This is a genomic window from Citrobacter sp. wls708, from assembly GCF_005281255.1.
GTDB classification, from domain to species: Bacteria; Pseudomonadota; Gammaproteobacteria; order Enterobacterales; family Enterobacteriaceae; genus Citrobacter; species Citrobacter werkmanii.
Map to the genome: position 1 here is coordinate 36,241 of NZ_SZXE01000008.1, position 23,856 is coordinate 60,096.

23 protein-coding genes and 1 pseudogene are annotated in these 23,856 nt (G+C 52.8%); 14 read left to right on the forward strand and 10 right to left on the reverse strand.

All coding sequences use genetic code 11. From position 1 onward, the window contains the following. Positions 1-4: 4 nt before the first annotated feature. The 3 genes from aaeA to FDW97_RS02790 all read left to right on the forward strand — a co-directional run bounded on the left by aaeA (position 5) and on the right by FDW97_RS02790 (position 3,306). Positions 5-937, forward strand: coding sequence for a p-hydroxybenzoic acid efflux pump subunit AaeA (gene aaeA, locus FDW97_RS02780; RefSeq protein ID WP_038634348.1), 933 nt, complete (start codon positions 5-7; stop codon positions 935-937). 5 nt (positions 938-942) lie between these two features. After that, positions 943-2,910 (forward strand): p-hydroxybenzoic acid efflux pump subunit AaeB, encoded by a 1,968-nt coding sequence (gene aaeB / locus FDW97_RS02785; RefSeq protein WP_038634345.1) that lies wholly within the window; start codon positions 943-945, stop codon positions 2,908-2,910. 117 nt (positions 2,911-3,027) lie between these two features. Next, complete coding sequence (locus tag FDW97_RS02790; RefSeq protein ID WP_038634342.1) at positions 3,028-3,306, forward strand: hypothetical protein; 279 nt, start codon at positions 3,028-3,030, stop codon at positions 3,304-3,306. A gap of 56 nt (positions 3,307-3,362) precedes the next feature. Here FDW97_RS02790 and yhcN read toward each other — a convergent pair whose 3' ends face one another. Together yhcN and argR are read right to left on the reverse strand one after the other, a co-directional pair. Then, positions 3,363-3,629, reverse strand: coding sequence for a peroxide/acid stress response protein YhcN (gene yhcN / locus FDW97_RS02795; RefSeq protein ID WP_038634340.1), 267 nt, complete (start codon positions 3,627-3,629; stop codon positions 3,363-3,365). A 375-nt stretch (positions 3,630-4,004) separates the two neighbouring features. Then, positions 4,005-4,475 (reverse strand): transcriptional regulator ArgR, encoded by a 471-nt coding sequence (gene argR / locus FDW97_RS02800; RefSeq protein WP_003025162.1) that lies wholly within the window; start codon positions 4,473-4,475, stop codon positions 4,005-4,007. 436 nt (positions 4,476-4,911) lie between these two features. Between argR and mdh the strand changes: the two genes are divergently transcribed. Continuing rightward, positions 4,912-5,847, forward strand: coding sequence for a malate dehydrogenase (gene mdh / locus FDW97_RS02810; RefSeq protein WP_069324412.1), 936 nt, complete (start codon positions 4,912-4,914; stop codon positions 5,845-5,847). Positions 5,848-5,993: 146 nt separating this feature from the next. On the opposite strand, the gene degS is transcribed toward mdh, so the two are convergent. From degS to zapG, 3 genes are all read right to left on the reverse strand, one after another. Then, positions 5,994-7,061: an outer membrane-stress sensor serine endopeptidase DegS gene (gene degS, locus FDW97_RS02815; RefSeq protein ID WP_137350623.1), complete on the reverse strand. Its 1,068-nt coding sequence runs from the start codon at positions 7,059-7,061 to the stop codon at positions 5,994-5,996. A gap of 89 nt (positions 7,062-7,150) precedes the next feature. Further along, entirely contained in the window at positions 7,151-8,518 is a 1,368-nt protein-coding gene (gene degQ / locus FDW97_RS02820) for a serine endoprotease DegQ (RefSeq protein ID WP_038634331.1), read from the reverse strand. A gap of 168 nt (positions 8,519-8,686) precedes the next feature. Then, the gene (gene zapG / locus FDW97_RS02825; protein WP_003025147.1) at positions 8,687-9,085 is read right to left on the reverse strand and encodes a Z-ring associated protein ZapG; all 399 of its coding nucleotides are present in this window, start codon (positions 9,083-9,085) and stop codon (positions 8,687-8,689) included. 192 nt (positions 9,086-9,277) lie between these two features. Between zapG and zapE the strand changes: the two genes are divergently transcribed. From zapE to sspB, 5 genes are all read left to right on the forward strand, one after another. Beyond that, positions 9,278-10,405, forward strand: coding sequence for a cell division protein ZapE (zapE, locus tag FDW97_RS02830; protein ID WP_137350624.1), 1,128 nt, complete (start codon positions 9,278-9,280; stop codon positions 10,403-10,405). Between the two features lie 215 nt (positions 10,406-10,620). Further along, on the forward strand, positions 10,621-11,049 hold the full coding sequence (rplM, locus tag FDW97_RS02835; protein ID WP_003025141.1) for a 50S ribosomal protein L13: 429 nt from the start codon (positions 10,621-10,623) through the stop codon (positions 11,047-11,049). Between the two features lie 15 nt (positions 11,050-11,064). Further along, positions 11,065-11,457 (forward strand): 30S ribosomal protein S9, encoded by a 393-nt coding sequence (gene rpsI / locus FDW97_RS02840; RefSeq protein ID WP_000829815.1) that lies wholly within the window; start codon positions 11,065-11,067, stop codon positions 11,455-11,457. A gap of 315 nt (positions 11,458-11,772) precedes the next feature. Continuing rightward, positions 11,773-12,411 (forward strand): stringent starvation protein SspA, encoded by a 639-nt coding sequence (sspA, locus tag FDW97_RS02845; protein ID WP_003025132.1) that lies wholly within the window; start codon positions 11,773-11,775, stop codon positions 12,409-12,411. 5 nt (positions 12,412-12,416) lie between these two features. After that, a complete protein-coding gene (gene sspB / locus FDW97_RS02850; RefSeq protein WP_038634317.1) occupies positions 12,417-12,920 on the forward strand; it encodes a ClpXP protease specificity-enhancing factor in 504 nt (167 codons plus the stop codon). Between the two features lie 55 nt (positions 12,921-12,975). On the opposite strand, the gene dcuC is transcribed toward sspB, so the two are convergent. Beyond that, positions 12,976-14,343: an anaerobic C4-dicarboxylate transporter DcuC gene (gene dcuC / locus FDW97_RS02855; protein WP_069324410.1), complete on the reverse strand. Its 1,368-nt coding sequence runs from the start codon at positions 14,341-14,343 to the stop codon at positions 12,976-12,978. Positions 14,344-14,702: 359 nt separating this feature from the next. Between dcuC and nanR the strand changes: the two genes are divergently transcribed. The 5 genes from nanR to nanQ all read left to right on the forward strand — a co-directional run bounded on the left by nanR (position 14,703) and on the right by nanQ (position 19,568). Next, positions 14,703-15,494 (forward strand): transcriptional regulator NanR, encoded by a 792-nt coding sequence (gene nanR / locus FDW97_RS02860; protein ID WP_137350625.1) that lies wholly within the window; start codon positions 14,703-14,705, stop codon positions 15,492-15,494. 134 nt (positions 15,495-15,628) lie between these two features. Further along, positions 15,629-16,522: an N-acetylneuraminate lyase gene (nanA, locus tag FDW97_RS02865; protein ID WP_110496719.1), complete on the forward strand. Its 894-nt coding sequence runs from the start codon at positions 15,629-15,631 to the stop codon at positions 16,520-16,522. Between the two features lie 109 nt (positions 16,523-16,631). Then, the gene (nanT, locus tag FDW97_RS02870) at positions 16,632-18,122 is read left to right on the forward strand and encodes a sialic acid transporter NanT (protein ID WP_038634306.1); all 1,491 of its coding nucleotides are present in this window, start codon (positions 16,632-16,634) and stop codon (positions 18,120-18,122) included. 106 nt (positions 18,123-18,228) lie between these two features. Continuing rightward, entirely contained in the window at positions 18,229-19,098 is an 870-nt protein-coding gene (gene nanK / locus FDW97_RS02875) for an N-acetylmannosamine kinase (RefSeq protein WP_087856902.1), read from the forward strand. 2 nt (positions 19,099-19,100) lie between these two features. Then, entirely contained in the window at positions 19,101-19,568 is a 468-nt protein-coding gene (nanQ, locus tag FDW97_RS02880; protein ID WP_038642896.1) for an N-acetylneuraminate anomerase, read from the forward strand. Positions 19,569-19,628: 60 nt separating this feature from the next. Here nanQ and FDW97_RS02885 read toward each other — a convergent pair whose 3' ends face one another. From FDW97_RS02885 to FDW97_RS02895, 4 genes and pseudogenes are all read right to left on the reverse strand, one after another. Next, positions 19,629-20,909: a cytosine deaminase gene (locus tag FDW97_RS02885; RefSeq protein ID WP_085048635.1), complete on the reverse strand. Its 1,281-nt coding sequence runs from the start codon at positions 20,907-20,909 to the stop codon at positions 19,629-19,631. Further along, on the reverse strand, positions 20,896-22,149 hold the full coding sequence (codB, locus tag FDW97_RS02890; RefSeq protein WP_085048636.1) for a cytosine permease: 1,254 nt from the start codon (positions 22,147-22,149) through the stop codon (positions 20,896-20,898). Before codB ends, FDW97_RS02885 begins: the two co-directional genes overlap by 14 nt. Positions 22,150-22,265: 116 nt before the next feature. Beyond that, positions 22,266-22,352: pseudogene (locus FDW97_RS23585) on the reverse strand (hypothetical protein); the annotation flags it as partial. Between the two features lie 82 nt (positions 22,353-22,434). After that, positions 22,435-23,853: a glutamate synthase small subunit gene (locus FDW97_RS02895; RefSeq protein ID WP_038634296.1), complete on the reverse strand. Its 1,419-nt coding sequence runs from the start codon at positions 23,851-23,853 to the stop codon at positions 22,435-22,437. Positions 23,854-23,856: the final 3 nt, after the last annotated feature.

Here is a 23,856-nt window from a genome sequence, read left to right on the forward strand (position 1 = left end):
TGAAGTGAAAACACTAACAAAAAAACTCTCCCGTACGGCCATGACTCTCGTACTGGTCATTCTGGCCTTCATTGCTATTTTTCGCGCATGGGTGTTCTACACCGAGTCGCCGTGGACGCGTGATGCGCGTTTCAGCGCTGATGTCGTCGCCATTGCGCCGGACGTTGCGGGTCTTATTTCCAACGTTAACGTCCATGATAACCAACTGGTGAAAAAGGATCAGGTGCTGTTTACCATCGACCAGCCGCGCTATAAAAAAGCCCTCGAACAGGCTGAAGCCGACGTCTCTTATTACCAGGTTCTGGCGCAGGAAAAACGTCAGGAAGCCGGTCGTCGTAACCGTCTGGGCGTGCAGGCCATGTCTCGTGAAGAGATTGATCAGTCTAACAACGTACTGCAAACCGTATTACACCAGTTGGCGAAGGCGCAAGCGACCCGCGATTTGGCAAAATTGGATCTTGAACGTACCGTTATTCGTGCGCCAGCGGATGGTTGGGTGACTAACCTGAATGTTTACAGCGGCGAATTTATTACCCGAGGCTCCACGGCGGTAGCGCTGGTAAAACAGCACTCGTTCTATGTCCTGGCGTATATGGAAGAAACCAAGCTGGAAGGCGTACGCCCTGGATATCGCGCTGAAATTACCCCGCTTGGTAGCAATAATGTGTTGAAGGGTACCGTTGATAGCGTGGCGGCTGGCGTAACGAATGCCAGCAGCACGCGAGACGCAAAAGGTATGGCGACCATTGATTCCAATCTTGAATGGGTCCGTCTGGCACAGCGTGTACCGGTGCGCATTCGTCTTGATGAGCAGCAGGGAACCCTGTGGCCAGCCGGGACGACGGCTACCGTTGTTATCACCGGCAAGCAGGATCGCGATGCCAGTCAGGAATCCTTCTTCCGTAAAATGGCGCACCGCCTGCGCGAGTTCGGATAATTGCGATGGGTATTTTTTCCATTGCTAACCAGCATATCCGCTTCGCGGTAAAACTGGCGTGCGCAATTGTCCTGGCGCTGTTCGTTGGTTTTCACTTTCAGCTTGAGACTCCGCGTTGGGCGGTGTTGACCGCGGCAATTGTGGCAGCAGGCCCGGCTTTTGCCGCCGGTGGGGAACCCTATTCAGGCGCCATCCGCTACCGCGGGATGCTGCGTATCGTCGGCACATTTATTGGCTGTATTGCCGCCCTGATCATTATTATCAGCATGATCCGCGCTCCGTTGTTGATGATCCTGGTGTGTTGTATCTGGGCCGGTTTTTGTACCTGGATCTCGTCGCTGGTGAAGATCGAGAATTCCTATGCCTGGGGACTTTCGGGTTATACGGCGCTGATCATCGTCATTACTATCCAGGCTGAACCGTTGTTGACGCCGCAATTTGCACTTGAGCGTTGCAGCGAGATTGTGATGGGGATTGTCTGCGCCATTGTTGCCGATCTGCTCTTTTCGCCCCGCTCGGTGAAACAGGAAATTGATGTCGAACTGGACAGCCTGCTGGTGGCGCAGTATCAGCTTATGCAGTTGTGTATAAAGCATGGCGACAGTGAAGAAGTGGACAAAGCCTGGGGCGATTTAGTCCGTCGAACGGCGGCGCTGGAGGGCATGCGCAGCAACCTCAATATGGAGTCTTCACGTTGGGTGCGTGCTAATCGCAGACTCAAAGCATTAAACACGCTGTCGCTCACGCTCATTACTCAGTCCTGTGAAACTTACCTTATTCAAAATACCCGCCCGGAACTTATCACCGACACCTTCCGCGAGTTGTTCGATACGCCGGTTGAAACGGTGCAGGATGTCCATAAACAGTTGAAGCGGATGCGTCGGGTTATTGTCTGGACTGGCGAACGTGAAACACCGGTAACGATTTATAGCTGGGCAGGTGCGGCGACGCGCTACTTGCTACTGAAACGCGGTGTGGTGAGTAATACAAAAATTAGCGCGACGGAAGAAGAGATCCTGCAAGGCGAGCCGGTAGTGAAAGTGGAGTCCGCCGAGCGTCACCATGCGATGGTCAACTTCTGGCGTACCACGCTCTCCTGTGTGCTGGGCACCTTATTCTGGCTGTGGACCGGCTGGACATCCGGCAGCGGCGCGATGGTGATGATTGCGGTTGTCACCTCGCTGGCAATGCGCCTGCCTAACCCTCGGATGGTGGCGATAGATTTTATCTACGGTACGTTGGCGGCATTACCACTCGGGGCGCTCTATTTTCTGGTGATTATCCCCAATACGCAGCAAAGTATGCTGTTGTTGTGTCTGAGCCTGGCCGTGCTGGGATTCTTTCTGGGAATCGAGGTGCAGAAACGACGGCTGGGATCGATGGGCGCGCTGGCCAGCACCATTAATATCATCGTGCTGGATAACCCGATGACCTTCCACTTTAGCCAGTTTCTTGACAGTGCGCTGGGGCAGATTGTTGGTTGTGTGCTGGCGTTTATCGTCATTCTGCTGGTGCGCGATAACTCGCGGGACAGAACTGGTCGCGTGTTACTCAACCAGTTTGTCTCCGCGGCGGTTTCTGCAATGACTACCAACGTGGTTCGTCGTAAAGAAAACCACCTTCCGGCGCTTTATCAGCAGTTGTTTTTACTGATGAACAAATTCCCCGGCGACCTGGCGAAGTTTCGCCTGGCGCTGACGATGATTATCGCGCATCAGCGTCTGCGCGATGCGCCGGTACCGGTAAATGAGGATTTATCTGCCTTCCATCGCCAGCTGCGTCGCACCGCCGATCATGTGATTTCAGCAGGAAATGACGATAAACGCCGCCGCTACTTTAGCCAGTTGCTGGAAGAGCTTGAGATCTATCAGGAGAAGTTAATCATCTGGCAAGCCCCTCCACAGGTGACCGAGCCGGTAAAACGACTCAGTGGGATGCTACACAAATACCAGCACGCGCTGACCAGCAATTAAGCACAAAAAACCGATGCCAGAAGCGTCGGTTTTTTTATGGCTATACTTACCTGAAATGCGGGAGGCCCTGCATATTGGTGGTCCGTAGAGTGACTGGCGTCGGGATGGTGGCTATAGATGAACATCTATACGTTTGATTTTGACGAGATAGAAGACCAGGGTGATTTCTACCGCGAGTTCACGCGCGCATTTGGTCTGACCCGGGAAAAAGTGGTCGATTTAGATTCTCTGTGGGAGGTCGTTACCGGAGATGTCTTGCCGCTGCCGGTGGAGATTGAATTTGTCCATTTGCCGGACAAACTACGCAGGCGATATGGCGCATTAATATTACTGTTCGATGAAGCGGAAGAAGAGCTGGAAGGGCAGTTGCGTTTTAATGTTCGTCACTCAATGTAAGGTACAAAAAAGCCCCCGGCAGGCGGGGGCAAGTCGTCGGTTTAGACGACGAGGGTTTATTTGTACAGTTCTGCAGTCGCGTGCCAGTGAGCACCTTCACGGAGTTCAGTGACGCGATAGCTGCTGGCACCCGCTTTTTCAGCTTTAGCGGCGATAGCCTGACGCATATCCATTGGTGAACTACCGATCTGAGATACAGAGATGCTACCCATGGATTGCAGGTTCTGTGCTTCTTGTGAGTTCACCTGAGTAACCGCGGCGCTTGCACCGAAAGAGAGAACAGAAAGAAGACTTAAAGTTGCAACAGTAGTTTTGATTTTCATGATATTTACCTCGTCGAATTCTTTTATTGTGGGTCTTGTTTCGTGACCCTCATCACAAAATCAAGTATACACTAATAACGCGATAAATTAATACCACGCTAATTGTTTCTATGGTTATTAGGTTTTAAGGAGATTGTTTTTTATAACCTAAAGGAATTAAAACTGGCGTTTTTAACATTCATATAGAATTAAATTAAGTAAAATCAATTAGATACTGTATTTTGCAAAATGTGCGTTTTTCAGCCTTCATATTCACTATGTGAACGAATTTTAGCGGTTAAACGCACCATTTGTTAAATGAATGGCAGTGGAAAATAGAACCAAGAGGGGGAAGCAGAGGTTTTTCCCCGCCGGGAGACGACGGGGAAGGAGGTATTACAGTTCTTGTTCGAACAGCTCCAGAATGGCTTCGTACAGATCTTTTACCGTAAAACCCTTAGCTGGCGTGGTGAAGATGGTATCGTCACCGGCAATCGTTCCCAAAATACCTTCCGCTTTACCCAACGAATCCAACAGACGGGCAATCAACTGAGCGGCGCCGGGGCTGGTGTGAATAACCACGACTGCATCGTTGTAGTCGATATCCAGTACCAAATTTTTCAGCGGGCTGGAGGTTGTCGGCACCCCCAACTCTGCCGGCAGGCAGTACACCATTTCCATTTTCGCATTGCGTGTACGCACGGCGCCAAACTTGGTCAGCATGCGTGAAACCTTGGACTGATTGATATTATCAAAGCCCTGATCCTGCAAGGCGAGGACGATTTCGCCCTGAGAGCTGAACTTTTCTTCTTTAAGTAGCGCTTTAAACGCCTTCACTAATTCTTCTTGTTTTGCCGAGCTTCGCATAAGTCACCCGTAATATGGCGGTAGAATCAACATTATTGTGCATACAGATGAATTTTTATGCAAACGGTCTGCCCTGGTAAAGGCTGAAATAATGTTATGAAAGAGCGGAATTTTATCAAATTTCGTTATCAAGAAACATGCCTGTGTCACGGCTCGCAAATAAGGTTAAAAGTAAATTAATTGTTATCAAATTGATGTTGTTTTGAGAGGTGGGTAGGGTATATTGTCAGCACCTGTTGGAAAGTTGCTCTACTGTGCGGGTGGTTTTGAATTACGTAACTTAGGTTTTATTTTACGTAAGTTAAATGCATAAAAGCCAAATTTGCGTGACTACGCATTCTTGACGCGTGGTTGTTGTATTCGTTGGATTTGTGAATTAAGGTCGCCGCCGCGGAGCAATAGACACTTTGCTTATCAATATAATAAGGAGTTTAGGATGAAAGTTGCAGTCCTCGGCGCTGCTGGTGGTATCGGTCAGGCGCTAGCATTACTGTTAAAAACCCAACTGCCTTCAGGTTCAGAACTCTCCCTGTATGACATCGCTCCAGTAACGCCTGGTGTGGCCGTTGATTTGAGCCATATCCCTACTGCTGTGAAAATCAAAGGCTTCAGCGGCGAAGACGCTACCCCTGCACTGGAAGGTGCTGATGTGGTACTGATCTCTGCGGGCGTCGCGCGTAAACCGGGTATGGATCGTTCCGACCTGTTCAACGTCAACGCCGGTATCGTGAAGAACCTGGTGCAGCAGGTTGCTAAAACCTGTCCGAAAGCATGTATCGGTATCATCACCAACCCGGTAAACACGACCGTTGCTATCGCTGCAGAAGTGCTGAAAAAAGCAGGCGTATACGATAAGAACAAACTGTTTGGCGTGACCACGCTGGACATTATCCGCTCCAATACCTTTGTTGCGGAACTGAAAGGCAAACAGCCTGGCGACGTTGAAGTCCCGGTTATTGGCGGCCACTCTGGCGTGACCATTCTGCCATTGCTGTCACAAATTCCTGGTGTGAGCTTCACCGAGCAAGAAGTGGCTGACCTGACCAAACGTATCCAGAACGCGGGTACTGAAGTTGTGGAAGCTAAAGCCGGTGGCGGATCTGCTACCCTGTCTATGGGTCAGGCCGCAGCACGTTTCGGCCTGTCACTGGTTCGCGCACTGAGCGGCGAAAAAGGCGTGGTTGAATGTGCTTACGTTGAAGGCGACGGCCAGTATGCTCGCTTCTTCTCTCAGCCGTTGCTGCTGGGCAAAAACGGCGTAGAAGAGCGTCAGTCGATCGGTAAGCTGAGCGCGTTTGAGCAAAGCGCGCTGGAAGGCATGCTGGACACGCTGAAGAAAGATATCACTCTGGGCGAAGAATTCGTTAAGTAACGCGAAGAGAGGCCAGCGTGTATTTGTAGGCCTGAAAGCTGCGCGCTATCAGGCATTACGTGCTAACTCTCGACGATATCGCCTAATAAAAACCGGAGCCAATGTGCTCCGGTTTTTCATGGTAAGTAGGCAGCCAGGACGTGACGTTAGTTGGTGGCCGGGTATTCCTGAATCGTCACCTGCAGCGTCAGCTGTTTGTCATCGCGCATCACGACCACGGAGATGACCGAACCTGGGCGAATTTCGGCCACCTGATCCATGGTCTCAAGAGCGGATACTGCCGGTTTATTATTGACTGAAATGATCAGATCGTTGACCTGAATACCTGCCTGGGCTGCCGGACCGTCCGGAGCCACTTCGTTAACCACTATCCCCTGAATTTGATCCATCCCGCTGCCTTGCGCGTGCAGTGGCGCAATTTCACGACCGCTGATGCCGATATAGCCGCGAATCACGCGCCCGTCACGAATCAGCTTATCCATAATTTTGGTTGCCAACTGAAACGGAATGGCAAAGCCAATACCTTCCGGGGTTTCGCCGTCGTTACTCTTATCAAATGACAGCGTATTAATGCCCATCAGTTCACCCAATGAGTTGACCAGCGCACCGCCGGAGTTACCGTGGTTGATGGAGGCATCCGTTTGCAGGAAGTTTTGGCGTCCTGTCGGGTTTAGCCCAATACGGCCGGTGGCGCTAATGATCCCCTGGGTAATGGTTTGCCCAAGGTTGTACGGGTTACCGATGGCGAGCACCACATCGCCAATGTGCGGCACGCGCTTGTTATTAATGGGGATTGTCGGCAGTCCGCCAGTCGCATTGATTTTCAGCACCGCAAGGTCGGTTAACGTATCAGAGCCCACGAGCAGCGCTTCAAATACACGTCCATCCTGTAATGCGACGATGATTTGGTCAGCATCATTAATGACGTGCTTATTGGTAATGATATAGCCGCGCTGATCCATGATAACGCCTGAGCCGAGCGTACGGATCTCAAGCTGGTTATGCGCAGTGCTGTTCATACTGCGGTTATAAACGTTAACGACGGCAGGTGCAGCACGGCGAACCGCGGGGTTATAGCTGGCGGGCGTTTCATCTGCACTGTCGAACTGCGGTGTGGAAAGAGTATTAATTTTGCGCAGAGAGGGCATCGCCGCCAGCAGAATGGCGCCGACGATTAAACCAATCGCGACCGAACGTAAAAGCTTCACAAACATGATGGCGGCGTCATTAAAAAAGGGAACGGCAGCAGCATATCACGAGTTTACCGGACATCACACGGGGAGGGGATGTCCGGTTTAATGCGTTAACGCAGGAGCAGGTAAATACTCTCGTTACCGCGAACCACTTGCAGAGCAATGATCGACGGCTTCGTTTCCAGCACCTTACGCATTTCGGCAATCGAGTTTACGCGATCGCGGTTAACGCCAATGATAACGTCATCTTTATGCAGACCGGCCTGCGCGGCTGGGCTACTTTTTTCAACGTTATCAATTTTGATGCCTTTGGTGCCATCTTTTAACTGACCATCGCTGAGCGTAGCGCCTTGCAACGCAGGGGCGATCATTTCTGCGCTGGCGGACGATGACGTGCTGGTATCAAGGGTGACTTCAACCTCCAGCGGTTTACCGTTACGCAGTAGCCCCAGTTTGACCTTGGTTCCTGGTTCAGTTGTCGCAATGCGTGAACGCAGTTCGGCAAAGCTGCTGAGTGGTTTATCGTTGAGACTGGTAATGACGTCACCGGATTTCACCCCCGCCTTGGCAGAACCTGAGTTAGGCAGAACCTCGCTGACAAACGCGCCGCGTTGCACATTCAGATTGAACGCTTTGGCGATGTCGGCGGTCATTTCGGTACCTTTAATCCCTAACAGACCGCGTTTGATTTCGCCAAACTGCATCAACTGTTGCGCCAGCGTGCGCGCCATGTTGCTCGGAATCGCAAAGCCAATGCCGATGCTGCCGCCGCCGGGCGCCAGAATCGCGGTGTTAATGCCAATCAACTCACCGTTGAGGTTAAGTAACGCGCCGCCGGAGTTTCCCCGGTTGATAGAGGCGTCGGTCTGAATAAAGTTTTCCAGACCCTCCAGGTTCAGACCGCTGCGACCCAACGCCGATACAATGCCGGAAGTGGCGGTTTGCCCGAGACCGAACGGGTTACCCACGGCTACCGCGAAATCACCCACGCGGAGTTTGTCGGAGTCGGCAATGGCGATTTGCGTCAGGTTACTGGGGTGTTGAATTTGCAGCAGGGCGATATCGCTCTGATCGTCACTGCCGATCAGCTTCGCCTCGAACTCTCGGCCATCGTTAAGCTGAACGCTGATTTTTTGCGCCTGATTAATGACGTGGTTATTGGTCAGGACGTAGCCTTTTGCGGCATCAATAATGACCCCTGAGCCCAGCCCTTCAAAAGGTTGTGAAGGTTGGTCGGGAAGCTCATCACCAAAAAACTTTTTAAACTCTTCCGGGACTTTCTGTCCTTGGACTGCGGTGCCTTCGACCCTAACGCTCACCACGGCAGGCAACACTTTTTCCAGCATCGGGGCGAGGCTGGGAAGCGCAGCCTGACCGGGAACCTGGCCGGGAATCGACGCAACGGCCGGGAATGGCGCCGAGAGAGTTAACCCGACACTTAACGCTAATGCACTCAACAGCTGGGTTTGTTTTTTCATGGATCCTGCTCTCGTACCTTGAGTAAACGGAAGATGATTCAAAACAGTTTGATGTTATTGAATTTTCGGTTTGGTCACAATGAGGCTAACGACTAAATAATAGCTGGGACGGGAAGAGAAGCGGAGGGCGCAATTACTGCGCCCAATAAATTTCTTAATGATGTGCGTTTAGTCGCGCTTTGCGCCACTACGCAGCAGGCCGGAGGCCCCTTCAGAATAGTCACGCGGCATCTGAACCGGCGCCTGATCGTTGCCAGCTTCGGACTCTGCCAGACGATTACGGAACGGGTTGTTTTCCGGCGACATACCTGGCAGCAGGTTGCTCGAGCTTTTCGCCATATGCTGGTAGATCTGACGATAATCGTCCGCCATGTTATCCAGCAATTCAGCGCTGCGGGCAAAGTGGCTCACCAGCTCTTCGCGGTACTCTTCCAGCTCAGCTTTATTTTTTTCCAGTTCGTACTGCAATGCCTGCTGTTGGCGTAATTTACGATTACCAAAACGCATGGCTACAGCACCAATAATGATACCGACGACTAACCCAATTAGCGCATATTCCCAGGTCATGAACATCTCCCGTTGTCTTGTGTTTCCGTAGGGTGTTGGCTTTAGGCTCCATGCCTGCGCCTGATTATGCCACTATAACCGCTAATCCCGTAGAAGTGGAATCCCGTGTTTATATCACGTAATGTAGAACGGCCTTTTTTTCGTCAACCGTGAGCGACGGCACATCGATTCTCAAGGAATAACAATAACATCATGCAAAGCCTTTCCCCGACATCGCGTTACCAGCAAGCCCTTAAAGAGGGCACTCATCAGCCCGACAGCGTACAACAAGAAGCCGTGAATCGACTGGAAACCATTTTCCAGGCGCTAACGACGCCAGCTCGACCTGCGCCGCAGGAGATTGGTCTGATGGCGCGGTTTGGCAAATTGCTGGGCAAGCGTGAGTCGCCGACCAACCCGCCGGTGCGTGGTTTGTATATGTGGGGCGGAGTCGGACGTGGAAAGACCTGGCTGATGGATCTGTTCTACCATAGTCTGCCGGGGGGGCGTAAACAGCGTTTGCACTTTCACCGTTTTATGCTGCGCGTCCATGAAGAGCTTACCGCCCTGCAGGGGCATAGCGATCCGCTGGAAATCATTGCCGACCGCTTTAAGGCCGAAACGGACGTGCTGTGCTTTGACGAATTTTTTGTTTCTGATATCACCGACGCCATGCTGCTTGGCGGCTTAATGAAGGCGCTGTTTGCCCGAGGCATCACGCTGGTGGCGACCTCCAATATTCCGCCTGACGAACTGTATCGTAACGGTTTGCAACGCACGCGTTTTCTTCCTGCCATTGATGCCATCAAGCAGCATTGTGACATTATGAATGTCGATGCCGGCGTCGATTATCGTCTGCGCACCTTAACGCAGGCGCATTTGTGGTTGTCGCCACTGAATGATGAAACCCGCCAGCAGATGGATAAGTTGTGGCTGGCATTAGCGGGAACCAAAGGTGAACATGCGCCGATGCTGGAGATTAACCATCGTCCGATGCAGACGCTGGCTGTCGAAAACCAAACGCTGGCGGTGTCATTCACCACGCTCTGCGTCGATGCTCGCAGTCAGCATGACTATATTGCGCTGTCGCGTCTGTTCCACACGGTGCTGTTGTTTGATGTGCCGGTCATGACGATGCTGATGGAAAGCGAAGCGCGGCGCTTTATCGCGCTGGTGGATGAGTTCTACGAACGCCACGTCAAGCTGGTGGTGAGTGCGGCATCTCCCTTATATGAGATCTACCAGGGCGAGCGTCTGAAGTTTGAATTTCAGCGTTGTTTGTCGCGTTTGCAGGAGATGCAAAGCGAGGAGTACCTGAAGCGGGAACATTTAGCCGGTTAAACCTGCCGCAAATCACATAAAGGGGTCGATCTTTGACCCTGACTTCTCTATAATCTTGCGACCCCACGTTACAAGAGAGTTTTTTCCCAAAACTTTCTCGCCGGCATAGGCTATTCGAAGGGGTAGGTTTGCCGGACTTTGTCGTGTGAACCTCAACTGACTAAAACGTTTGGGTGAACACCTACGTGTAACTTATTTATTTGGGTAAGCTTTTAATGAAAACTTTTACAGCTAAACCAGAAACCGTAAAACGCGACTGGTATGTTGTTGACGCGACCGGTAAGACTCTGGGTCGTCTGGCTTCCGAACTGGCTCTGCGCCTGCGCGGTAAGCACAAAGCGGAATACACTCCGCACGTAGATACCGGTGATTACATCATCGTTCTGAACGCTGACAAAGTTGCTGTAACTGGCAACAAGCGTACTGACAAAGTGTACTATCACCACACCGGCCACATCGGTGGTATCAAGCAAGCGACCTTTGAAGAGATGATCGCTCGTCGTCCTGAGCGTGTGCTTGAAATCGCGGTTAAAGGCATGCTGCCAAAAGGCCCTCTGGGTCGTGCTATGTTCCGTAAACTGAAAGTTTACGCTGGCAACGAGCACAACCACGCGGCACAGCAACCGCAAGTTCTTGACATCTAATCGGGATTATAGGCAATGGCTGAAAATCAATACTACGGCACTGGTCGCCGCAAAAGTTCCGCAGCTCGCGTTTTCATCAAACCGGGCAACGGTAAAATCGTAATCAACCAACGTTCTCTGGAACAGTACTTCGGTCGTGAAACTGCCCGCATGGTAGTTCGTCAGCCGCTGGAACTGGTCGACATGGTTGAGAAACTGGATCTGTACATCACTGTTAAAGGTGGTGGTATCTCTGGTCAGGCTGGTGCGATCCGTCACGGTATCACCCGCGCTCTGATGGAGTACGACGAATCCCTGCGTGGCGAACTGCGTAAAGCTGGCTTCGTTACCCGTGATGCTCGTCAGGTTGAACGTAAGAAAGTCGGTCTGCGTAAAGCACGTCGTCGTCCGCAGTTCTCCAAACGTTAATTGCTTTCTGCTTTGGCAGACAACAATTTGCGAAAAAACCCGCTTCGGCGGGTTTTTTATCACTATTTCTCTCCCTTGAACCACGGTAATCCGCTGATTGCCACCTCTTTTTTCCCATTTCAAGAATCGACTCACCACAAAGGTCACAAAATCTGGTAAACTATCATCCAATTTTCTGCCCAAATGTCAGGTATCGCTCATTTTTTGTTTGTATTTTAAACAGTAATGGCTTTCCTGAGTCTGGGTGACATCACTTCTGGCTGGTCACTGAGTGGCTGGTAGCAGTAAAAATTCTGAATATACCTGGAGGTTTTCATGGCTGTCGCTGCCAACAAACGTTCGGTAATGACGCTGTTTTCTGGTCCTACTGACATCTATAGCCATCAGGTCCGCATCGTGCTGGCTGAAAAAGGTGTTAGTTTCGAGATTGAGCACGTGGAGAAGGACAATCCACCTCAGGATCTGATCGACCTCAACCCGAATCAGAGCGTACCGACACTGGTGGATCGTGAGCTGACCCTGTGGGAATCTCGCATCATTATGGAATACCTGGATGAGCGCTTCCCGCATCCGCCGCTGATGCCGGTTTACCCGGTTGCGCGTGGTGAAAGCCGCCTGTACATGCAGCGTATCGAAAAAGACTGGTACACGCTGATGAACGTCATCGTGAACGGTTCCGCTTCTGAAGCCGAGGTCGCGCGTAAGCGCCTGCGCGAAGAGCTGCTGGCAATTGCGCCAGTATTCGGTCAGAAACCTTACTTCCTGAGCGATGAGTTCAGCCTGGTAGACTGCTACCTGGCGCCGCTGCTGTGGCGTTTACCGCAGTTGGGTATTGAATTCAACGGTGCCGGTTCGAAAGAACTGAAAGGTTATATGACTCGCGTCTTTGAACGTGATTCTTTCCTGGCTTCTCTGACTGAGCCTGAACGTGAAATGCGTCTGGGCCGGGGTTAACCTGTATGGATTTGCCACAGCTAACACCACGCCGTCCGTATCTGCTGCGCGCATTCTATGAGTGGTTGTTAGACAACCAGCTCACGCCGCATCTGGTGGTGGATGTGACGCTCCAGGACGTGCAGGTTCCGATGGAATACGCACGTGACGGGCAAATAGTTCTGAATATTGCACCGCGCGCGGTGGGGAACCTGGAACTGGCAAACGACGAAGTACGCTTTAACGCGCGCTTCGGTGGTGTGCCGCGTCAGGTTTCCGTCCCGCTGGCTGCGGTTCTGGCTATTTATGCTCGTGAAAACGGCGCCGGTACGATGTTTGAACCGGAAGCCGCCTACGACGAAGATGTCGCCAGCTTAAATGATGACGACAACGAAGCGTCTGGTTTTGAGAGTGAAACGGTTATGTCGGTCATTGATGGCGATAAGCCTGACAACAGCGACGACAACGATCCGGATGACACTCCGCCGCCGCCTCGCGGCGGGCGCCCAGCGCTACGCGTAGTGAAGTAAATAGTGAAATAAAAAACAGGCCCTTTCGGGCCTGTTCTGTTTTCTGGCTCCGCAATCAATAAAACAGCGCGATGGTGACTATCATATTCACCACAAATCCTACTGCCATCGGAATAGCGGTGCGCTTTACCACCTCAAAGGGCGACACGCCGGCAATCCCTGAAGTTACGACAATCACCGCGGTAATGGGTGATACCGCGCGCGCCAGCGTAGTGGCAAAATGCATCGGCATAATCATCACCACTGCCGGAATATGCAGCCCGGCGGCAATATCCGGGATCAGGCTGGCAAAAGACATAAACGGTGCGTTGCCTGATCCCATGACGATCGCGCAGGCGGCGATGACCACGGCCATGATGATCATCACGCCGATGCCGCCCAGGCCGGAGTGTTCCGCGCCTTTAATCACGGCGTCCACTGTGCCGATAGTCGTCAACCCTTTGGCAAAGATCTCACCGGCGACCACCAGTGTGACAACGTTGGCAAACTGCGTCCCCATGCCGTCAAAAAAAGCCTGCACATCATCCATTGTTTCGCGCAGATTATGTTTATGCAGGAATTCGACAAACATGGTCAGCGTCATGCTCATGAGCATCACCACCACCAGATTCAGCTCTGCCTGCATTAATCCCATATGTGCCAGCAACAGTGAACCCAGCATCAGGATCAGCGGCATCACCGGTAAAATGGCGTAATACAGCGGGGGCACATCTTCCAGCGTCTTTTGCTCAGCGAACCCATTGTTTTCCGGTAACGTTTTTTTATCGAATCGGCGCTGTACGAAAAAATGCGCAATGGCGACAGCGACAATAACGCATGAGGCGACGGGGAGCTGATAATGGAAGAAGTAGGTGGCGATTTTCATGCCCGCGACCTGCGCGGCAAAAATAGAGTTGGTTTCCAGAATGCCCCATTCAATCGACATCGAGGTAGCAATGACCGCAACCGCGGATAATCGACTCACGCCAAGACTGACCAGCGTTGGGAAAAGCGTCACCATCAGCAGCATGCCTAACCCGGAAGCGCTGGTAATGAATTGCGCCATGATCTGACCAATCACATAGGTGGCGGCCAGCACGACATAGGGGGAACGGATTAGCTTCAGCGGTCGGCTTAACAGGCTAACCATCGCTCTGCTGGCCCCCATCCTGTCCATATAACGGGCATAACCGCCCACCGCCATGATGGATAACCCCAGCCCTGCCGCCCGATTTGAGAGCATACGCAGAATTTCGTTGTAAATATCGACCAGGAGATAGCCGCTACTTTTATCGTCAGCGACCAGCATGCCGTAACCCAGCCAGACGCCGCAGATCATCAGGAAGATCCCGGCTGCGGCCAGCACGACCTGGGGTTTGTAGTTTTTGAGGATCAAGTAACCCATCGTTAATAAAACGATGACAGAGATAATAATGCCGAACATTGTTTCACTCCATGCCAGGGAAGATGATAAATCCGGTAATAATGCTGTTGTCAAAATGGATGTTATATTTTTCTGGGCACTTTTTATGGAGTGGATATCTTATTTTTAATGCAATGGTTAATTTATTTTTTGTTATAAAATAGTGGGTTATGATAAATTATCACGTTCATATTCATAAATTTCACGAAGCTGGTATGGTCTTGTTTAATTAAAGATAATCAGCATGTTTAAGCGAAATATAATATTAATATTAAATATATTATTCATAAGCCAGACTGTCTGGATGACCATCATTTCACCCTGCTTTCGATCCTGTGTTAGGATTAACCCGCTGTTGTTTGTCACCACGACTTAGCTGAATGGACCCTATGAACGCATTTGATTCGCAAGCTGAAGACTCTCCATCCACCATTGGCCGTAGCTTACGCAATCGCCCGCTGGCGCGTAAAAAACTGTCTGAGATGGTTGAAGAAGAACTGGAGCAGATGATCCGTCGTCGGGAATTTGGCGAGGGGGAACAACTGCCGTCTGAGCGGGAGCTGATGGCCTTCTTTAACGTGGGCCGTCCTTCTGTACGAGAAGCGCTGGCAGCGTTAAAACGCAAAGGCCTGGTACAAATCAACAACGGCGAGCGCGCCCGCGTTTCGCGTCCTTCGGCTGATACCATTATCAGCGAGCTCTCCGGTATGGCCAAAGATTTCCTCGCGCATCCCGGCGGCATAGCCCACTTCGAGCAGTTGCGACTGTTCTTTGAATCCAGCCTGGTACGATATGCCGCAGAACATGCTACTGACGAGCAAATCGACAGACTGGCGAAAGCACTGGAGATCAACAGCCAGTCTCTGGATGACAATACGCTGTTCATTCGCTCGGACGTTGATTTTCACCGCGTACTGGCGGAGATCCCGGGGAATCCCATCTTTATGGCGATCCATGTTGCGCTGTTAGACTGGCTGATTGCTGCCCGCCCGACCGTTGCCGATCAAGAATTGTATGAGCACAACAACGTGAGTTATCAGCAGCATATCGCCATTGTCGACGCAATTCGCCAGCGCGATCCTGAAGAAGCTGACCGCGCACTGCAAGAACACCTCAACAGCGTTTCCGCAACCTGGCACGCCTTCAGCAAAAATAAAAACTTGCGTAAGTGATCGCGATCCTGACGATCTTTTAGTGAAGCAGATCGCACTATAAGCGTTCTGTATTGTATTGCTGCTTATTTGATCTGGTATAACAGGTATAAAGGTATGCAGTCAGATAACACTAATCATCGACAGAGGTAGTTATGGCAAGAGATCTAAAAGGCGTAATGCCAGCGTTGTTAACCCCATTCGATAACCAACAGCGGCTGGATGTTGAGAGCCTGCGCCGGCTGGTGCGTTTCAACATTGGCCAGGGTATTGATGGGCTCTATGTCGGTGGCTCTACGGGCGAGGCCTTTGTCCAAAATCGCGTTGAAAGAGAGCAGGTGCTGGAAATTGTTGCCGAAGAAGCGAAAGGCAAGGTGACGCTTATCGCCCACGTTGGCACCGTGAGCACCGAAGAGAGCCAGCAGCTGGCGAGCGCCGCGTATCGCTACGGCTTTGATGCGGTTTCAGCCGTCACGCCGTTTTACTATCCGTTCAGCTTCGAAGAGCACTGCGATCATTACCGCGCAATTATTGATTCAGCGAATGGATTGCCGATGGTGGTCTATAACATCCCGGCGCTGAGCGGCGTAAAACTGACGCTGGATCAGATCAACACGCTGGTGACGCTACCTGGCGTTGGCGCGCTGAAGCAAACTTCCGGCGATCTCTATCAGATGGAACAGATCCGCCGCGCTCATCCCGATCTGGTGCTTTATAACGGTTATGACGAGATTTTCGCTTCTGGTTTGCTGGCGGGCGCAGATGGCGGTATCGGTAGCACTTACAACATCATGGGATGGCGTTATCAGGGAATTGTGAAAGCGCTCAAAGAAGGCGATATCCGGACGGCACAAAAGCTGCAAACTGAGTGCAATAAGGTTATCGATCTGCTCATTAAGGTTGGCGTGTTCCGTGGCCTGAAAACGGTACTGCACTATATGGACGTGGTTTCTGTTCCGCTGTGTCGTAAGCCGTTTGCCCCGGTAGATGAACGCTATCTGCCGGAACTGAAAGCGCTGGCTAACCAACTGCTGGCGGAAAAGGCGTAATCGCGGGTCGCCGGGGGCGCTTCGCTCGCCCGGCCTGGATTTTCGACCGTAGGCCGGATAAGGCAAAGCCGCTATCCGGCACAACAACAAAAATCGTCGGGAGAGTAAAATGAGTACTTCTACCCAGAGCATCCCGTGGTATCGCCATCTCAATCGGGCGCAATGGCGGGCATTTTCCGCCGCCTGGCTGGGATATTTACTTGATGGTTTTGATTTTGTGTTAATCGCCCTTGTGCTGACGGAAGTACAAGGCGAATTCGGTCTGACGACGGTGCAGGCTGCCAGTTTGATCTCAGCCGCCTTTATCTCCCGCTGGTTTGGCGGGTTAATGTTGGGGGCCATGGGCGACCGTTACGGACGCCGCCTGGCGATGGTTACCAGCATCATACTGTTCTCTGTGGGGACGCTGGCTTGCGGCTTCGCGCCGGGTTACACCACCATGTTTATCGCCCGCCTGGTTATTGGGATGGGGATGGCCGGCGAGTACGGTTCCAGCGCCACCTATGTCATTGAAAGCTGGCCTAAACACCTGCGTAACAAAGCCAGTGGTTTCCTGATCTCCGGCTTCTCCGTTGGTGCCGTGGTCGCCGCCCAGGTTTACAGCCTGGTGGTCCCGGTCTGGGGATGGCGCGCGCTGTTTTTTATCGGCATTCTGCCGATTATCTTCGCCCTCTGGCTGCGTAAAAATATTCCGGAAGCGGAAGACTGGAAAGAGAAACACGAAGGCAAAGCGCCGGTGCGGACGATGGTGGACATTCTCTACCGGGGCGAACATCGGGTTATCAATATTCTGATGACTCTCGCCGCCGCAACCGCGCTGTGGTTCTGCTTTGCGGGCAATCTGCAAAATGCGGCTATCGTGGCGATTCTCGGACTGATATGCGCATTTATCTTCATTAGCTTTATGGTGCAAAGCAGTGGTAAGCGTTGGCCCACGGGCGTCATGCTGATGGTCGTCGTGCTGTTCGCTTTCCTTTACTCGTGGCCGATTCAGGCGCTGCTGCCCACGTATCTGAAAACCGAACTCATGTATGACCCCTCAACGGTTGCCAGAGTGCTCTTCTTTAGCGGCTTTGGCGCGGCGGTCGGTTGCTGCGTCGGTGGGTTTCTTGGCGACTGGCTGGGTACCCGTAAAGCCTATGTCTGCAGTCTTTTGGCCTCGCAGTTGCTGATTATTCCGGTGTTTGCGATCGGTGGTTCTAACGTCTGGGTACTCGGTTTGCTGCTGTTTTTCCAGCAAATGCTCGGTCAGGGGATCTCCGGGATCTTACCGAAATTAATCGGCGGCTATTTCGATACCGACCAGCGTGCTGCGGGTCTGGGCTTCACCTACAACGTTGGGGCGCTGGGCGGGGCACTGGCGCCGATCATCGGCGCGTTGATTGCACAACGTCTGGATCTGGGTACTGCGCTGGGATCGCTCTCCTTCGGCCTGACATTTGTGGTGATCCTGCTGATTGGTCTCGATATGCCGTCCCGCGTACAGCGCTGGCTGCGCCCTGAGGCGTTACGCACGCATGATGCCATCGATGGTCGGCCATTTAGCGGGGCCGTGCCGTTCGGCGGTGACAAAAGCACCATGGTGAAATCCAAAAGTTAATCGGGTTGCCCGGCGCTAAACCGGGCAACTAGCGAAAGGGAAGAACGATGTCGTTATTTGAGCTGTGGGATAAAAAGCTTATCACCGCGATGCAGAAGGCTGCGTCATGACTACGCTGGCGATTGATATTGGCGGCACCAAACTGGCTGCCGCGCTGGTGGACAGCAGTCTGCAAATCCGCGAACGGCGTGAATTGCCAACGCCTGCCAGCAAAACGCCGGATGCGCTGCGCGCCGCGTTACAGGCACTGATTGCGCCACTACAAGAGCAGGCGAAGCGGGTGGCGATCGCCTCGACGGGGATTATCCGTGAGGGTTCTCTGCTGGCGCTGAATCCGCATAACCTCGGCGGGTTGCTGCATTTTCCGCTGCGGCAAACGCTAAAAGATCTCACCGGTTTGCCGACGCTGGCGGTCAATGATGCGCAGGCCGCGGCGTGGGCTGAGTATCATGCGCTTGGCGGCGAGTATCGCGATATGGTGTTTATTACTGTTTCCACCGGCGTGGGCGGCGGGGTAGTGAGTGCTGGGAAACTGCTGACCGGAGTCGGCGGTCTGGCCGGGCATCTGGGACATACGCTGGCCGATCCGCATGGACCCGTGTGTGGCTGCGGGCGTGTGGGCTGCGTTGAAGCGATCGCATCTGGTCGTGGGATCGCGGCGGCTGCTGAAGGCGCGCTTGCCGGATGCGACGCCAAAACTATTTTTAGCCGTGCCGGGCAGGGTGATGAGCAGGCAAGCCAGTTGATCCATCGCTCAGCGCGAACATTGGCAAGGCTTGTCGCTGATGTGAAGGCCATGACCGATTGCCAGTGCATGGTCATTGGCGGCAGCGTTGGGCTGGCTGAAGGGTATCTGGCGCTGGTGGAACATTATCTGGCACAAGAGCCAGCGGCCTATCACGTGGAATTACTGGCAGCGCATTACCGTCATGACGCTGGATTATTGGGGGCTGCGCTGTTGGCCCGGGGAGAATAATGATGATGACCGATGAGCTGCGTTCACTGCCTTCTTCCGGATTACATCCGGTATTGCAGGAAGCGCTAACGCTGGCCGTTGCGGCAAGGCCGCAGGAGAAAGTACCAGGATGCTATGAGCTGCAGGGCGATAATATTTTTATGAACGTCATGCAGTTCGTCACGCAGAGCCCAGAGCAAAAGAAAGCGGAGCTGCATCAGCAGTACATTGATATTCAGGTGCTGTTGTCCGGTGAAGAACGCATTCTGTTCGGGATGACCGATTCTGCTCGCCAGTGCGAAGAGATACATGCTGAGGACGATTATCAACTGTGCAATCACATTGCCGATGAGCAGGCGCTCACCTTAAAGCCGGGAAGATTCGCAATTTTTATGCCGGGTGAACCGCATAAACCGGGTTGTGCAGTGGGGGACCCAGGGGAAATCAAAAAAGTCGTGATTAAGGTGCGCGCCAGCTTGTTACACGCCTGACGATGAGAGAGACGGTGTCGGATGACAAGGTTGGCGCCATCCGACACGGGATATAACAATTTAGCGCTTAAACGTCACCGCTTCCGGCTGCGTCAAGTGCAGCGTGGTTTGGCTGGGGACTGTCTCGGCTATGACTCGCCCATGACGAATAGAATACCGCGCAGACGTCTGGCGACGAACCGCGTCAAATCCATTTTCAGCCGGTAAAATCACCAGATTCGCGGTGTTCCCCACGCTCAGGCCATAGTCCTGCAGGTGCAGGGTTTTCGCGCTGTGGGTAGTGATCAGATTCAGTCCATCATTTATCTGTCCGTATCCCATTAGCTGGCACACGTGTAACCCCATATGCAGCACCTGTAACATATTTGCCGTGCCTAATGGATACCACGGATCGAAGACGTCATCATGACCGAAGCAGACGTTGATCTCCGATTCCAGCATCTCTTTGACGCGCGTGACGCCGCGGCGTTTAGGATAAGTGTCAAAGCGTCCTTGCAGGTGAATATTCACCAGTGGATTGGCGACAAAGTTAATGCCGGACATTTTCAACAGGCGGAAAAGACGGGAAGCATATGCGCCGTTATAGGAGTGCATTGCCGTGGTATGACTGGCAGTCACGCGCTCGCCCATATTGTAGCGATGCGCCAGCGCCGCGACGGTTTCAACAAAGCGTGATTGCTCATCGTCAATTTCGTCGCAGTGCACATCGATAAGTCGGTCGTATTTTTGCGCCAGGGCGAAGATTTTGTGCAGCGACTCCACGCCATATTCACGCGTAAATTCAAAGTGGGGAATCGCGCCGATGACATCGGCCCCCAAACGCACGGCTTCCTCTAACAGCGCTTCACCGTTGGGATAAGACAGAATACCTTCTTGCGGGAATGCGACAATTTGCAGCTCTACCCACGGCGCGACCTCTTGCTTCACTTCCAGCATGGCTTTCAAAGCCGTTAGCGTAGGATCGGAAACGTCAACGTGGGTACGGACATACTGGATGCCATTAGCCATCTGCCATTTCAGGGTTTGCATCGCGCGCGCTTTTACGTCTTCGTGAGTCAGCATTGCCTTACGCTCGGCCCAGCGTTCAATACCCTCAAACAACGTACCAGACTGGTTCCAGCTCGGCTCACCCGCGGTTTGCGTGGTATCCAGATGGATATGTGGCTCAACGAACGGTGGGATTGCCAGACCACCCTCGGCATCAAGTACTTCGCCCTGCGGCAATGGAGCTGCGTCCTGAGGCTCAATCCGGCTGAAGCGCCCGTTTTCAATCGTGAGCTGCCATAATCCTTCGCGTCCCTGTAAACGCGCCTGACGGATGGTGATGTTATTGTTCTGCATGGCTGACCTCTGGTGATTTAGCAAGGCTGCGATTGAAAAGTGGATTCAGCAGGATATAGCTGAATACGCCGCCGAGTACGGCGTTGACTGGCACAATACCGGGAATATAGTGACCGGCGGCGATGCCCAGCGCAACGGACAAAATAGCTATCCAGTTGACGGTCATAAATCGTGCTTTGCTGAAATCGGCATATCGGCGATGGTTCAGCAGATAGTCGGCGATAATCACCCCGCCAATCGGCGGAATCGCTGCCGACAGAAATGTTAGCCAGCCAACAAAGTTATTGTAAAGCCACAGCGCGCACAGTGTGCCGATAATGCCGTTAGCCACCGACAGCGTACGGCTGGAAAGGCCGGTAATATTGGCAAATCCCAGACCCGATGCGTACAGCGCATTGTCATTAGTGGTCCAGATATTCAGGCCGAGCACCACAATTGCTGGCAGCAGCAGGCCCTGGGCTATCATCACGTCAGAAATATCTGCTTGTCCGACTGCAGCAGCGCCCGCCGCACCGAAGATAAACATCAACGAGTTGCCAAGGAAAAAAGCGACCATGGCAATCAGCACCGCGCCTTTGGCATTGCGGCCAAAGCGAACGAAGTCAGCAGTTAACGTCCCGGCGCTGACAAACGAGCCTACCACCAGCGCCAGAGCGGTGGAGAAATTAAGCGGCGTTTGCGGCGCAATCGCTTTTAAATGGTCTAAACCGCCGACATCGCTCACCGCAAGCCAGACGGAGTAGCTGCCAAGAATGACGATGGCGGGCACGGCGATGATAGATAAAATGGTCAGTGCCGAGATGCCAAAAAAGATAGTCATCGTCATCAGCAGGCCGGAAACCGCAATCAGGATATTGACGTCAATCCCCGTCGCTTTGCCAACCGGGATGGCAAACATGGCCACACCCACGCCAAACCAGCCTACCTGGGTGCCGCCTAATAGCAGTGAAGGAAGCCAGGAACCCTTCACGCCAAATGAGTAACGAGCAAGGAGGTGGGTGGAGAGTCCGGTTTTTGCGCCGATGAAACCGAGAAATGCAGTGTAAATACCGAGGAGAAGATTACCGAAGAGAACTGCGAGGAAAAAATCATTATAAGAAAGACCGGTACCGAGTGTGCCACCGGTCCACATACTGGCGGAAAAAAATGTGAGCCCCAACATAACAAACGTTAGTGGTATCACGCCTTTTCGCGCCGCCAGAGGGACGGGGCCCTGGCTATAATTGTTGTCCTGCGACACAACGCCTCCATGAATTTTGCCCAAAAAATCCGCCGCATAATATACAGTTCTCAGAATAAAGCAAACGTTTTCGTGTGATGTTTTCTTGATGATTATTCATGGGGTTAATGGTTTCGCTAATTTTTCTCCGTCGTCAGTGAACCACCGTGTGTGAGTTGAGTTTCCAGCATGGTTTGCGAACGAATAAGTTCGTCTGTGAGTAATACCAGTAAGCTGACCATGTAAGCGGAAAAATATTAGCTCCCCATCCATCAGCGTCAGGCTGTGGTAGGGGAGCCCGAAGAGTTACACTTCCAGATAATTCAGAATCCCGTCAGCCGCTTTACGACCTTCGGCAATCGCGGTGACCACCAGATCAGAACCGCGCACGATATCGCCACCGGCGAAGATTTTCGGGTTGCTGGTCTGAAAGGCGATGTCACTGCGCTCAGGGGCGATAATCCGGCCCTGAGAATCCAGTTCGACGCTGTGTTTTGCCAGCCATTCCATACTGTGCGGACGGAAACCAAACGCCAGTACCACCGCATCCGCCGGTACAACGTGCTCGGAACCGGCGACGATCTCCGCGCGGCGACGACCCTTCGCATCCGGTTCGCCCATTTCGGTACGCGCCATTTTCACGCCGCATACTTTACCGTTGGCATTCACTTCCACGCCTAACGGCTGGACGTTGAACTGGAATTCCACGCCTTCTTCACGCGCGTTTTTCACTTCGCGCTTGGAACCCGGCATGTTCTCTTCGTCGCGGCGATAGGCGCAGATTACGTGTGCTGCGTTCTGGCGAACCGAAGTGCGCACGCAGTCCATTGCCGTATCGCCACCGCCGAGAACGACGACGCGTTTGCCTTCCATGCTGATGTACGGCTCGTCGCTGCTTTCGCCAAAGCCCATCAACTGTTTAGTATTGGCGATCAGGAATGGCAGGGCGTCGAATACGCCGGAAGCGTCTTCGTTCTCCAGTCCGCCGCGCATCGACTGATAAGTACCTACGCCAAGGAATACCGCGTCGTAATCCTTCAGCAGGTCGTCGAGCTGGACGTCACGGCCCACTTCCACGTTGAGTTTGAACTCAATACCCATGCCGGTGAAGATTTCACGGCGGCGGGTCATGACCTCTTTCTCCAGCTTGAAAGCCGGAATGCCGAAGGTCAGCAGACCACCGATCTCCGGATGACGATCAAACACCACTGCCTTCACGCCGTTGCGGGTTAGCACATCAGCGCAGGCCAGGCCCGCCGGCCCCGCACCGATAATCGCCACGCGTTTGTCCGTCTGGCGCACACCGGTCATATCCGGGCGCCAGCCCATTTCGAACGCTTTATCGTTGATATAGCGCTCGATGTTACCGATGGTCACCGCGCCGAACTCGTCATTCAGGGTACAGGATCCTTCACACAGACGATCCTGCGGGCAGACGCGGCCGCAAACTTCCGGCAGGGTGTTCGTCTGGTGTGACAGCTCAGCCGCTTCAAAAATACGCCCCTCGTTGGCCAGCTTCAGCCAGTTTGGGATGTAGTTATGCACCGGGCACTTCCACTCGCAGTACGGGTTGCCGCAGGACAGGCAGCGATCCGCCTGCGCTTTCGCCTGGCCTTCAGAAAAAGGCTCGTAGATCTCGATAAACTCGATCTTACGGATCTTCAGCGGTTTCTTCGGCGGATCAACGCGCTGCAGGTCGATAAATTGGTATACGTTCTGACTCATTGC

Excerpts from the sequence above, each read along its gene's own strand:
- aaeB (WP_038634345.1), top strand. The coding sequence starts at position 943 with ATGGGTATTTTTTCCATTGCTAACCAGCATATCCGCTTCGCGGTAAAA.
- FDW97_RS02790 (WP_038634342.1), top strand. The coding sequence starts at position 3,028 with ATGAACATCTATACGTTTGATTTTGACGAGATAGAAGACCAGGGTGAT.
- yhcN (WP_038634340.1), bottom strand. The coding sequence starts at position 3,629 with ATGAAAATCAAAACTACTGTTGCAACTTTAAGTCTTCTTTCTGTTCTC.
- argR (WP_003025162.1), bottom strand. The coding sequence starts at position 4,475 with ATGCGAAGCTCGGCAAAACAAGAAGAATTAGTGAAGGCGTTTAAAGCG.
- mdh (WP_069324412.1), top strand. The coding sequence starts at position 4,912 with ATGAAAGTTGCAGTCCTCGGCGCTGCTGGTGGTATCGGTCAGGCGCTA.
- degS (WP_137350623.1), bottom strand. The coding sequence starts at position 7,061 with ATGTTTGTGAAGCTTTTACGTTCGGTCGCGATTGGTTTAATCGTCGGC.
- degQ (WP_038634331.1), bottom strand. The coding sequence starts at position 8,518 with ATGAAAAAACAAACCCAGCTGTTGAGTGCATTAGCGTTAAGTGTCGGG.
- zapG (WP_003025147.1), bottom strand. The coding sequence starts at position 9,085 with ATGACCTGGGAATATGCGCTAATTGGGTTAGTCGTCGGTATCATTATT.
- zapE (WP_137350624.1), top strand. The coding sequence starts at position 9,278 with ATGCAAAGCCTTTCCCCGACATCGCGTTACCAGCAAGCCCTTAAAGAG.
- rplM (WP_003025141.1), top strand. The coding sequence starts at position 10,621 with ATGAAAACTTTTACAGCTAAACCAGAAACCGTAAAACGCGACTGGTAT.
- rpsI (WP_000829815.1), top strand. The coding sequence starts at position 11,065 with ATGGCTGAAAATCAATACTACGGCACTGGTCGCCGCAAAAGTTCCGCA.
- sspA (WP_003025132.1), top strand. The coding sequence starts at position 11,773 with ATGGCTGTCGCTGCCAACAAACGTTCGGTAATGACGCTGTTTTCTGGT.
- sspB (WP_038634317.1), top strand. The coding sequence starts at position 12,417 with ATGGATTTGCCACAGCTAACACCACGCCGTCCGTATCTGCTGCGCGCA.
- dcuC (WP_069324410.1), bottom strand. The coding sequence starts at position 14,343 with ATGTTCGGCATTATTATCTCTGTCATCGTTTTATTAACGATGGGTTAC.
- nanR (WP_137350625.1), top strand. The coding sequence starts at position 14,703 with ATGGACCCTATGAACGCATTTGATTCGCAAGCTGAAGACTCTCCATCC.
- nanA (WP_110496719.1), top strand. The coding sequence starts at position 15,629 with ATGGCAAGAGATCTAAAAGGCGTAATGCCAGCGTTGTTAACCCCATTC.
- nanT (WP_038634306.1), top strand. The coding sequence starts at position 16,632 with ATGAGTACTTCTACCCAGAGCATCCCGTGGTATCGCCATCTCAATCGG.
- nanK (WP_087856902.1), top strand. The coding sequence starts at position 18,229 with ATGACTACGCTGGCGATTGATATTGGCGGCACCAAACTGGCTGCCGCG.
- nanQ (WP_038642896.1), top strand. The coding sequence starts at position 19,101 with ATGATGACCGATGAGCTGCGTTCACTGCCTTCTTCCGGATTACATCCG.
- FDW97_RS02885 (WP_085048635.1), bottom strand. The coding sequence starts at position 20,909 with ATGCAGAACAATAACATCACCATCCGTCAGGCGCGTTTACAGGGACGC.
- FDW97_RS02895 (WP_038634296.1), bottom strand. The coding sequence starts at position 23,853 with ATGAGTCAGAACGTATACCAATTTATCGACCTGCAGCGCGTTGATCCG.